This is a genomic window from Massilia sp. NBRC 108631 (assembly GCF_059704565.1).
Map to the genome: position 1 here is coordinate 26,780 of NZ_BAAKJE010000083.1, position 11,020 is coordinate 37,799.

Consider the following 11,020-nt stretch of genomic DNA (forward strand, 5'->3'; position numbering starts at 1 on the left):
GGAGGAGACACGATGAATCACAAGCACCGATGGCGCCTTGTTGCGGCCTTGCTGCTGGCGGCCTGCCCAGGCTCCGGCCTGGCCGGCGCGCCGCAGCTGGCGTACTGGAGCCTGGACGAGCAAGGCGGCAAGCGGGCCATGGAGTCCGTGTCCGGACGGTACGATCCGGTCAACTATGTGTTTAACCGCGCGCGCTTCAAGCCCGATTCCGCGCCGCTGTGGCGCACGGCGGGCAGCTGCATCCACGGCGGCTGCCTGCTGTTCGACGGCTATTCGACCGACATTGCCGCACCAGCACTGGCCCCGGCCCAGCTGGCGCAAGGCTTCACGCTCGGCGCCTGGGTTGCGCCGCACGCGTTTGAATGGGGCGACGGCGGCCACTACTCGGCCTTCCTGAGCCAGTTCGATGCGCATGCACGGCAGGGCTTCTCGTTCGGCATGCAGCGCTTCGGCGCCTGGGGCATCAAGCTCGGGTTCGGCAATGCGATCATGGATGTGCGTGTCCGGGACCGCAAGCTGCCGCGCGACACCTGGTCGCACGTGGCGGCCAGTTACGATCCCGCCCGGCGCCGCGTGGCATTGTTCCTCAACGGCGAGCAGGTAGCCGATGCCGCCGCACCGGGGGAAGGGGAGTTTGGCCTGCCGCAGCAGCCGCTGACGATAGGCCGGCATTCGCAGCCGGAACAGGTGGGCGGCGTGTTCAAGCTGAACACATTCCTCGGCCTGATGGATGAAGTGAGGATCGCCGCCGGCCCTTCGGACGCCGCCGCCGTCGCCAGCGGCGTCAAGGCCGACCTGGCCCGGCACGGCGGCAAGGCGCCGCAGCCATCGCTGGCGGACATGCGCGTTCCGCGGTCCGTGTTCGAGGGCGACCGCCATCGTCCGCGCTACCACCTGATGCCGGACGCGGGCTGGATGAACGAACCGCACGCGCCGCTCTATTACGGCGGGCAGTACCACCTGTTCTTCCAGAAAAACCCCTTCGGCCCTTTCTGGCACCAGATCCACTGGGGACACTGGACCAGTCCGGACATGGTGCATTGGCGCGAGCTGCCAATTGCGCTGGCGCCCGAGGATGACGGCCTGGCGACCGACGGCGTCTGGTCCGGCAGTGCCACGTACGCGGCGGACGGCTCGCCGGTGCTGTTCTTCACTGCCGGGAACGACAGCGCCAAGCCGAACCAGCGCACCGGCATGGCCACGCCGAGCGATCTGCGCGACCCGGACCTGGCACGCTGGAACAAATATCCGGTGCCGGTCACGCTGCAGGCGCCAGGACAGGGGCGGCACGGCGAATTTCGCGATCCCTTCGTGTTCCGCGACCCCGCGCGCCAGAGCTGGTTCCAGCTGGTGGGCTCGTCGCTGCCCGGCGGCAGTGGCACTGCGCTTGTTTATGAGTCGGCCGATTTGCGCAGCTGGACGCCGCGCGGCCCGCTGTTCTCCATCGACGCCAAGCGCTTCCCCGGCTTCGACGCAACCTGGGAGCTGCCGGTGCTGCTGCCGGTCGGTAAAGGCAGGGATGGACGCGAGCGCCACGTTTTCCTGAACGACGTGCGCGGCCAGGCCTATTACTGGACCGGCGTGTTCGATGCGAAAAACGCGCGCTTCACGCCGGACCTGGAGCAGCCGCGTACCTTCGATGTGGGCCAGGGCCATTTTTCGGGCCCGAGCGGCTTCGTCGATCCGAAGACCGGGCGCAGCATCGTGTTCTCCATCGCCCAGGGCGAGCGCACGCTGCAGGATGAATGGGACGCCGGCTGGGCGCACAACGGCGGCCTGCCGGTTACGTTGTCGCTGGGCGCCGACGGCGAACTGCGGATTGCGCCGATCAGCGAGCTGGCCGCCCTGCGCCGCCGGCAGTTGCTCGACTTGCGCAACGCCAGTGTGGCCGAGGCCGCCGCCGCACTTGCGGCCATTCGCGGCGATGCGCTGGAAGTCGAGCTTGAGCTGGCGCCGTCCTCCGAGGCGGGCAAGCGCGGCATGAGCCTGCGGGTGGCGCCGGGCCGCGCCGAAGCGACCGAGCTGTACCTGGACACCGCGCGCGGCCGGCTGGAGATCGACCGCACGCGCAGCGCGAGCGGGCAGGCGTACGGCATCCAGGGCGGGGCGCTGGATCTGCAGGACGAAGCGCTGCGCATGCGGATATTTCTCGACCGGTCGATGGTCGAGGCGTATGTCAACGAACGCAAGAGCCTGACCAGCCGGATTTATCCGGCGCGCGCGGACGCCGACGGACTGGAACTGCTGGCCGCAGCCGGCGACCGCGTCGTTGTGCTCAAGGTCTGGGCCATGGGCCCAGCGGAAAAAGGAAACTGAGATGGCATCCATAGCATTGCAGGGCGTCGGCAAGACGTACCCTGGCAAAGAGGCGCACTATATTTTGCGCGACGTCGGCTTCACCATCGGAGACGGCGAGTTCGTGGTCCTGGTCGGACCGTCCGGCTGCGGCAAGTCGACGCTGCTGCGCATGATTGCCGGGCTCGAGGAGATCAGCGCGGGCGAGATCAGCATCGCCGGCCAGTGCGTCAACCAGACGCCGCCAGCCAGGCGCGGCCTGGCCATGGTGTTCCAGAGTTACGCCTTGTATGCGCATATGACGGTGTTCGACAACATCGCCTTCGGCTTGAAGCTGGCGCGCGTTTCCAAGGCGGAGATCAAAGCCTCGGTGCAGGCGGTGGCAAAGATGCTGCAAATGGAGCATCTGCTCGAGCGCCGGCCGCCGCAGCTGTCGGGCGGGCAGCGGCAGCGGGTGGCCATCGGCCGCGCCATCGTGCGCAAGCCGCGCGCCTTCCTGTTTGACGAGCCGCTCTCCAACCTGGACGCCGCATTGCGCGCCGACATGCGGGTGGAAATCGCGCGGCTGCACCGCCAGCTAGGCGCCACCATGGTCTACGTCACGCACGACCAGGTTGAAGCCATGACGCTGGCGGACCGCATCGTGGTGCTGGGGCCGGCGGGTGTGCAGCAGATCGGCGCGCCCATGCACCTGTACGACCGGCCGGCCAACGTGTTCGTGGCCGGCTTTATCGGCAGCCCCAAGATGAACCTGGCGCCCGGCACGCTGGACCCGGCGGGCCGCTTGTGGCTGGGGAACGCCGCGCTGGCATGGCAGGCGCCGGCCGGCGCGCCGGCAAAGCTGACCATCGGCATTCGTCCCGAGCATCTGCAGCCCGATCCGGACGGTGTCATCGACGGGCAGGTGCTGCTGGTCGAGCGGCTCGGTGCGGAGTCGTATGTGCACCTGGCGGTCGCTGGGCTGGACAAGCCGCTGATGGTGGTTGTGCAGGACCTGCCGCCGGCCGCTGGGGCGCGCTGGCGCGTCAGTCCGGCGATCGGGCGGCTCCATGTGTTCGACCAGGACGGGCGCCGCATCGAGGCGGGCGCGCCGGCAACCAATGCAGCCGCCGATGCGGCGGGCTTACCGGAGGTAGCATGATTATCGTGTGCGGAGAAGCACTGTTCGACCTGTTCAACGACGGCGACACGGCCGGCGGCTACGCGCTGTCGGCGCGTGTCGGCGGTTCGCCGTTCAACCTGGCGATCGGCCTGGCGCGGCTGGGCCTGCGTCCGATGTTCTTCGGCGGCCTGTCGGCCGATATGTTCGGCCGCAAGCTGGCCAGCACGCTGGAGAGTGAAGGCGTCGATCTGTCCTGCGCCCCGAGACCGCCCGCGTCAACCGCCCTGGTCACCATCGATCTGGACCAGGCGGGGGTGCCAAGTTATGCGCTGTACGGCACGGCGACGGCCGAACGGGCGGTGGCGCTGTCCGACCTGGCGCGGGTGCCGGCCGATGCCGCCGCCATCCACGTCGGATCGTACTGCATGGTGGTCGAGCCGGTCTGCAGCGCCTTGCGGGCACTGGTCTCGCAGCGGCATGGGCGCAGCCTGATTGCCTTCGATCCCAACGTGCGCCTGACGATACAGCCCGAGCGAGAGGCCTGGACCCGGGCGGTGGCGTGGATGCTGCCGCGCACCGATCTGCTGAAGATCAGCGACGAGGATTTGCATCTTCTCTATCCGGAACTGGCGCCGCAAGAATTCATCGCCATTGCGTTGCGGGCCGGCGTGGCGCTGGTGGTGGTCACGCGCGGCGGCCGCGGCGTGCTGGCGGCGACGGCGGCGCTGGCGCCGTTCGAACTGCCGGCGCCGCAGGTCGAGGTGGCCGATACGGTGGGCGCCGGCGATACCTTCCAGGCTGCGCTGCTGTCCCATCTGTCACGGCATGGCTTGCTCACGCGTGCCGCGCTGCAAGGCATGGATGCGGCGCAGTTGCGGGCCGCGCTCACTTTCGCCGGTTCGGCGGCGGCCATCACCTGTTCCCGGCGCGGCGCGGACATGCCGCGCCTGAAGGAGGTGCTGATCGGCGAATGAATCACCGTAGCTGGCATGACAACGTTGGACAACACGAAAATCGCCGGGCCGTCCCAAGCGGCCTGATAATCATAAAAGGAGACGCAGCATGAACTATTCGATCACCCGCTACATCAGCCGCTCTGCGGCACTGGCCATCTGCCTGGCGCCGGCGCTGGTGTTTGCGCAGCAGCAGGGCAGCGCCGGCACGGCGTCGCCTGCCGCCCCTGCCGCCGCGCAGGCGCCCGCCGACGGGGCCGGCGCCGATCCATCCACGGTGGTCATCGTCACCGGGGTGACCAAGACCACCACCAAGAAGAACGCCACCTTCTCGATCAATACGCTGGGCAGCGAAGAAATCCAGCGCCTGGCGCCCATGAGCACGGCCGACCTGCTGGCCAACTTCCCGGGCATCTACTCCGAGGGCAGCAGCGCCGGCGAGGCCAGCAACAACATCACCGTGCGCGGCCTGCCCGTTACCGGCGGCTTCCGCTATGCGCCGCAGCTGGTGGACGGCCTGCCGGCCTACGAGGAACCCGAGGCGCCGTTCATGAACAATGACGTCTTCGTGCGCGACGACCTGATGACCGAGAGCGTGGAAGTGGTGAAGGGCGGCCCGGGCGGCATCCTGTATTCGAACGGCCTGGGCGCCACCGTCAACCATGTGACGCGCACCGGCGGCGACCGCCTGGCCGGCGGCTACAAGGCGGAATACGCGGACTACGGCTTTCTGCGCCAGGACGCCTTCATTTCCGGCCCGCTCGGCGCCAACCTGACCGGGGCCGTGGGTGGCTTCTACCGCCGCAGCGACGGCGTGCGCGACACCGGCTACACCGCCGACCGCGGCGGCCAGGTGCGGGGCAACCTGGTCTACACCAGCGACGACCGCAAGACCACCGCCCGCGTCGACGCGCTGCTGATCAACGACCGCACCGCCTTCTTCCAGAACCTGCCGATCTCGGTGCCGCGCTTCAGCAACCCGGGCACGCCGGCCAACCCGACCAAAATCGACCAGGACACGATACAGCCGCTGGGCATCGATTTCGCGCATGGCACCACCGCCTCGCCGTACAACCGCCGGTTCAACATGCTGGGCGAGTACGGCACCCGCACCATCGACCAGGCCGACGGCATCCATCCGAACTTCAAGATGTTCACCTTGAGCGGCTCGCAGGAGTTCGCGGACGGCTGGAAGCTGTCGGCAGGGCTGCGCCATACCGCCGGCAGCAGCGGCTTCAACGCCGTCTTCACAGGCAATGACACGGCAAGCGCCACCAATTTCCTCAACGCCCGCTTCCAGAACGACGTGATCTCGCCGGCGCACGGCGCCGCGCTGGGCTGCAACCTGAACAACGCCAAGTTGATCGGTTACTTCAACGTCCCAGCCGGCAACGCCTGCGCCGCGTTCGCCAACATCAGCCGCGAGGACTTCGTCAAGAAATACGCCAAGGCGGCCGGCGTGGCGGGGCGCTACCTGAACGACGGCTCCGCCGTGCCGGGCTCGGTCAACTTGAACTTCCAGGTGCCCTTCATTGCCGACGTGGATGCCGCCAGCACCTCGCTCGACCTGAAAACGCAGAAGTCGTTTGAGCTCAAGGGCTCGCACGACGTGACCTTCGGCCTCTACAAGAGCCGCTACAGTTATGCGCCCAACTTCCAGGCCGGCCTGCTGGTCACCGACGTGACGGCGCAGTCGCGGCCGGTGGACCTGGTCGTGGTCGATGCGCAGGGCCGGCAGGTGGGCCCCAGCTTGACTTCCGGCAGCGCGATCCTGCCAGGCTGGTTCGGTTTCGTCAGCCAGATCCACGGCGACGGCAACGCGGCCTACCTGCTCGACCACTGGGAAACCATGGGCAACAGGCTGAAAATGGACGTCGGCGTGCGCTGGCAGGACTTGAAGGCCGGGGTATCGCGGCGCGACCGCAACGTCAGCACCGACCTGACGCCGTCCAGCGTGGTGGCCGGCTCCACCCAGGACACCACGGCCGACAACGAAATCAGCCTGCCGGGCGATCCGCATACGCTGAACAAGACCTACCATGGCCTGGGCTGGTCGGTGGGCGCCAACTACAGCTTCAGCAAGGCGTTCGCCGTGTACGGACTGGCGTCGAAGTCGTTCCGCCTGCCCAGCCTGCAGGACTTGAATGACCTGAGCACCGCCGCAGCCACGGTGGTCAACGGCAAGACCGTGGAGATCGATGCGGTCGAGAGCATCCGGCAATACGAGATGGGCCTGCGTTACCTGACGCGCGGCTTCGGCGCCTCGGTGGCGGCGTTCTACAACAACTTCTCGCCGCGCAGCTCAGTCAATATCTACCGCGACATCGCCTCGGCCAGCTGTGCAACGCAGGGCGGTGTGACCCAGATCAACTCCTGCCCCGAGGTGGCGCAGCTGTACAAGCGCGGCGTGCGCAACATCGGCGCCGAGGTGGAGCTGAGCTGGCGCCCGGCTGCGGTCGATGGCCTGGAGCTGAAGGGCAACGTGGTGCTGCAGCAGCCCAAGGTCACCGGCGCCACCTACACCATCACCCAGGAGGACAAGAACGCGCAGGGCGTGATCAGCGGCTACCACTATGTGCAGATCAGCGAAGACGGCCGCCGTCCGCGCCGCCTGCCGAAAGTGATGGTCAACTTCATGCCTTCGTACGACCTGAAGCCGCTGACCGACATTCCACTGAGCCTGTATGCGCAAGTCCAGTACTACGGCTCGCGCTTTTCGGAGGCGACCGACAGCAACGTGACGCTGTATCCGGCCTACCACATCGTCAACGCCGGCGCGCAGTACCAGCTGAGCGAGCGCTGGAAGGCACATCTGCATGTGGCCAACCTGACCAACCAGCTCTCTTTCACCGAAGGCGATCCGCTGTTCAACGACCTGCTGTCGCCGGACGGCACGCGCAACCGGGGTGTGGCCCGGCCGCTGTTCGGCCGTACCATCCGCTTCAGCATGACGTATATGTTCTGACGCCCTGCGGCGCCAGCGCGCCTTGCTCCGAGGCGGCGAGGCGTGCCAGCAGGGCAGGGCGGTACTGGCGGCTGAGGGGCGCGCGGGCGCCGCCTTGCAGCAGCAGTTCGCCGTCGCCCTTGTCATCCACTTCGATGGCGGCGACGCCGGCCAGGCGCACGGCGGCGCGGCGGTGGCAGCGCTGGAAGGCGGGGCCGAGCTTGTCCAGCAGTCCCGCCAAGGTCTGGCGCAGCAGCGGGGCGCCGGCGGACGTGTGCAGGATAACGTAGTTGTCGGCGGTTTCGATCCAGGCGATATCGTCCACCTTGACGATGCGCGTGGCGCCGCGCTCGGGGATCAGTAGCTGGCGTACCGGCAGCACCGGCAGCACCGGCAGGACCGGCACGGCGCGCTGGCCGGCGAGGCGGTCGCGCAGGCGCTGCAGGGCGCGCTGCAGGCGGGGCTGGTCGTAGGGCTTGAGCAGGTAGTCGATGGCGTTGGCGTCGAAAGCGCGCACCGCGTACTCGTCATAGGCGGTGACAAACACCAGCAGCGGGGCGGGCTCGGGCAGCGAGGCGGCCACGTCGAAGCCGCCCACTTCGGGCATCCGGATGTCGAGGAAGATGGCGTCCGGCGCGAACACGGCGCCCCGTTCCAGTGCCTCCACGCCGTCGCGCGCTTCGTCGATGGCGGTGATGTCCGCTTCCTGCGCCAGCAGGCAGCGCAGCTTGTCGCGCGCCGGGCGTTCGTCGTCGACGATCAGCACCCGCATGGCAGCCTCACTTCGGCGCGCACGCCCGCAGGTGCCAGTTGCACCAGCCGCAGCGAGCCCGCACCGCCATGCAGCACCGCCAGCCGCTCGCGCAGATTGCGCAGCCCGATCCCTTCGCCCGCAGCCGCGCCGCTGTCCGCGTGGTTGCCGCCGCTGCCGTTTCTGCCGGGTGCGCGGCCATCTGCGGCAGGCATGGCACTGTCGCCGGCCGCATGGCGCAGGATGCCGCCGTCGTCGTCGATGCGCAGCACCAGCTCGGCGCCGTCGCGCCGGGCGCTGATGGCGACGGCGGTAGGCTGGCGGCGCTGTTCGACAGTGTGCTTGAACACGTTCTCCAGCAGCGGTTGCATGCTCATCAGCGGCACCTGGCAGCCCAGCAGCGATTCGTCGATATCCCAGCCGATGCGCACCCGGTCCTCGAAGCGCGCGCTCATCAGCTGTGCATAGCCGCGCAGCAGGCGCAGTTCGGTGGCCAGCGGCGCCTGCTGCTGGCCCGAGTGGTCCAGCGTGGCGCGCAGCACGTCGGCCAGCTGCATCAGGGTGGCGTCGGCGCGCGCCACGTCGGTGTGCATCAGCGACGAAATGGTATTGAGCGCATTGAACAGGAAATGCGGCTGCATCTGCTGCGTGAGCTGCTGCAATTGCGCCTGCCGCAGCAGGGTGTGCGCTTGCGCCGCCCGTACGCGCTCCTCCAGCAGCGCGCGATAGGACAGCAGGCCGAACTGGATCAGCACGAACAAGCCGAAGAACACGGTGATCTTCACGTCCTCGTACACGAACACCTGCGGCCATGCCTCGTGCGTATAGCGGTCGCCAGCCAGCGCGTACACGCCGTGGCGGATGCCGAAGGCCAGCGGCACGAAGCAAAGCCAGTACACCGGCGCCCACAGCAATTGCACGCCGAACCAGCGCAGCGGAGTGCCCAGCAGGTGGTCGTAGCGCCGCGTATGCAGGCGCTGCGCCAGCATCAGCAGGGTGGCCACCAGCGCCGACGACAGTTCCCACAGCATCGGCTTCCAGACGGCCCGCTCGCCGTCGCGCAGCGCGTCCTGCACGGCGGTCAGCACCATCATGCTCCAGAACAGCAGCCAGGCGGCGCACAGGGCGTAGGCGGCGCGGCGGTTGTGTGTACGGGTGTGCATACGGGCCGGTGGGCTAGCGGAAGCGGGTTTCGCTCAGGTCGATCTCGCGCACCAGCTTGCGCGAGATCTCGTCCGAGATGTGGCCGTTGCGCGCCAGGTTGAAGATGGCCTTGCGTTCGGCCTGCAGGGCCGACATGCGCAGCGCCTTCTCGGCCGCGTCCAGCTTGCGGAACTGGCGCGCCTCGTCCACTTCCGTGTGTTCCACCAGCCTGTGCTTGTACAGCGCGATCACGCGGCTGGCGGCTTGCGGGTACAGGTCCGCGTCCATGCTGGTGGACATCAGCTCGATCTGGGCTTTCTCGATGGCGGCAATGGCCGCATTGGCCGCCACTTCGCGCGCGCGGTCCTCCTCCTGGCTCTCCTCCGACTCTTCCGGGAAGTCGATCCCGGACAGGATGCGCGGCAGGCCGATGCTGGCCGCCAGCAGCGACAGCAGGATCACCGCGCTGGCCAGGAAAATGGTGAGGTCGCGCGCCGGGAAGGGTTTGCCGTCGGCCATGACCAGCGGCAGCGTCATCACGCCGGCCAGCGTGATGGCGCCGCGCGCGCCGGCCAGGGAGGTGGCCAGCAGCAGGCGCCAGTGCGGCGGCGCCGCGTCCTGGCCCATGCGGCTCTTGCGGTACAGCGTAAGCCTGAGCGCGGCCCAGACCCAGGCAAAACGCAGCGCCATCAGGCCGAAGGCGATGGAGAAGGCGTACAGCACCAGCCACCACGGGTTGGCGTGGCCCACTTCCGCCAGCGAGGTGCGCGCGCCTTTCAGTATGCTGGGCAGCTGTTCGCCCAGCAGCACGAACATCACGCCGTTCAGCGAGAACTGCACCGTGTCCCATACCGCCGAGCGCTGGATGCGGGTGGCCGCCAGGGCGTGGCCGCCCAGTTCCACGTAGCTCATGGTGACGCCGGCCGCGACCGCCGCCAAAATGCCGGACGCGTGCAGGTGCTCGGCCAGCAGGTAGGCGCCGAACGGCATCAGCAGGTTGACCAGGATGGGCGAGCCGGCCGGCTCGCCGAAGTGGCGCGTGAGCCAGCGCTGCGTGAGCGTGATCAGCAGCGTCACGCCCACGCCCATGGCGACACCGCCGGCCACCAGCCACAGGAAGGTGAGGGTGGCGCTGGTGAGCGAGAAGGTGCCGGTCAGCGCGGCCGCCACGGCGAAACGGAAGCACACCAGCCCGCTGGCGTCGTTCAGCAGGGACTCGCCTTCGAGGATGTGCATCAGGCGCTTGGGGATGGGTGTGCGGGAGGCGATGGCGGAAACGGCGATGGGATCGGTGGGCGAGACGATGGCCGCCAGCGCGAACGCCACCGGCAGCGGCATGGCCGGTATCATCCAATGGATCAGCAGCCCCATGCCCAGCACGGTAAACACCACCAGGCCCAGCGCCAGCTGCAAGATCACGCCGCGGTCGCGCAGCAGGCCGCTCTTGGGAATGCGCCAGCCGTCCAGGAACAGCAGCGGCGGCAGGAACAGCAGGAAAAAGAACTCGGGATCGAGGGCGATGCCGTGGCGCGAGAACGCGGCGACGATGAAGCCGAGTGCGATCTGCATCAGCGGCAGCGGCACGGCCACCGGCAGCAGGCGCACCAGGTAGGCGCTGCCGACCACGGCCAGCAGCATGGCCAGGACTGTTTCTATTGCATCCATTGATATCCTTTTTTCAATCCGAGCAATTATATAGGCCGCTACTCTGGTCAAGAGGAAACCTTTCTGTCATAATCTTGCCTTCTGCGGGAGTAGCTCAGTTGGTAGAGCGCAACCTTGCCAAGGTTGAGGTCGAGAGTTCGAGACTCTTCTCCCGCTCCAGAATTCGA

General features: G+C 67.9%; 7 protein-coding genes and 1 tRNA gene. 5 read left to right on the plus strand and 3 right to left on the minus strand.

Going from position 1 to position 11,020, the window contains the following annotated elements:
• The first annotated feature begins 12 nt into the window (after positions 1 to 12).
• The 4 genes from AC6H42_RS10315 (at position 13) to AC6H42_RS10330 (ending at position 7,315) form a co-directional block, all read left to right on the plus strand.
• Positions 13 to 2,316, plus strand: a complete 2,304-nt coding sequence (locus AC6H42_RS10315; protein ID WP_497547964.1) for a GH32 C-terminal domain-containing protein — start codon at positions 13 to 15, stop codon at positions 2,314 to 2,316.
• 1 nt (position 2,317) lies between these two features.
• Complete coding sequence (locus tag AC6H42_RS10320; protein ID WP_497547965.1) at positions 2,318 to 3,436, plus strand: ABC transporter ATP-binding protein; 1,119 nt, start codon at positions 2,318 to 2,320, stop codon at positions 3,434 to 3,436.
• A complete protein-coding gene (locus AC6H42_RS10325; RefSeq protein ID WP_497547966.1) occupies positions 3,433 to 4,371 on the plus strand; it encodes a carbohydrate kinase family protein in 939 nt (312 codons plus the stop codon). The genes AC6H42_RS10320 and AC6H42_RS10325 overlap by 4 nt, the downstream gene beginning before the upstream one ends.
• Positions 4,372 to 4,459: 88 nt before the next feature.
• Positions 4,460 to 7,315, plus strand: a complete 2,856-nt coding sequence (locus AC6H42_RS10330) for a TonB-dependent receptor (protein WP_057154860.1) — start codon at positions 4,460 to 4,462, stop codon at positions 7,313 to 7,315.
• Here the strand turns inward: AC6H42_RS10330 and AC6H42_RS10335 are convergent.
• Genes AC6H42_RS10335 through AC6H42_RS10345 form a run of 3 tightly spaced genes read right to left on the minus strand, consistent with a single transcriptional unit; the run spans position 7,293 to position 10,853 of the window.
• A complete protein-coding gene (locus AC6H42_RS10335; protein WP_497547967.1) occupies positions 7,293 to 8,066 on the minus strand; it encodes a LytR/AlgR family response regulator transcription factor in 774 nt (257 codons plus the stop codon). The genes AC6H42_RS10330 and AC6H42_RS10335 overlap by 23 nt on opposite strands.
• Positions 8,054 to 9,208 carry a sensor histidine kinase gene (locus AC6H42_RS10340; RefSeq protein ID WP_497547968.1) on the minus strand — a complete coding sequence of 385 codons (1,155 nt, stop codon included), beginning with the start codon at positions 9,206 to 9,208 and terminating at the stop codon, positions 8,054 to 8,056. Before AC6H42_RS10340 ends, AC6H42_RS10335 begins: the two co-directional genes overlap by 13 nt.
• A gap of 13 nt (positions 9,209 to 9,221) precedes the next feature.
• Positions 9,222 to 10,853 carry a Na+/H+ antiporter gene (locus AC6H42_RS10345; protein ID WP_497547969.1) on the minus strand — a complete coding sequence of 544 codons (1,632 nt, stop codon included), beginning with the start codon at positions 10,851 to 10,853 and terminating at the stop codon, positions 9,222 to 9,224.
• 83 nt (positions 10,854 to 10,936) lie between these two features.
• Between AC6H42_RS10345 and AC6H42_RS10350 the strand changes: the two genes are divergently transcribed.
• Positions 10,937 to 11,012, plus strand: a tRNA-Gly gene (locus tag AC6H42_RS10350).
• Positions 11,013 to 11,020: the final 8 nt, after the last annotated feature.

Coding starts and splice junctions, on each gene's coding strand:
- AC6H42_RS10315 (WP_497547964.1), top strand. CDS start 13: ATGAATCACAAGCACCGATGGCGCCTTGTTGCGGCCTTGCTGCTGGCG.
- AC6H42_RS10320 (WP_497547965.1), top strand. CDS start 2,318: ATGGCATCCATAGCATTGCAGGGCGTCGGCAAGACGTACCCTGGCAAA.
- AC6H42_RS10325 (WP_497547966.1), top strand. CDS start 3,433: ATGATTATCGTGTGCGGAGAAGCACTGTTCGACCTGTTCAACGACGGC.
- AC6H42_RS10330 (WP_057154860.1), top strand. CDS start 4,460: ATGAACTATTCGATCACCCGCTACATCAGCCGCTCTGCGGCACTGGCC.
- AC6H42_RS10335 (WP_497547967.1), bottom strand. CDS start 8,066: ATGCGGGTGCTGATCGTCGACGACGAACGCCCGGCGCGCGACAAGCTG.
- AC6H42_RS10340 (WP_497547968.1), bottom strand. CDS start 9,208: ATGCACACCCGTACACACAACCGCCGCGCCGCCTACGCCCTGTGCGCC.
- AC6H42_RS10345 (WP_497547969.1), bottom strand. CDS start 10,853: ATGGATGCAATAGAAACAGTCCTGGCCATGCTGCTGGCCGTGGTCGGC.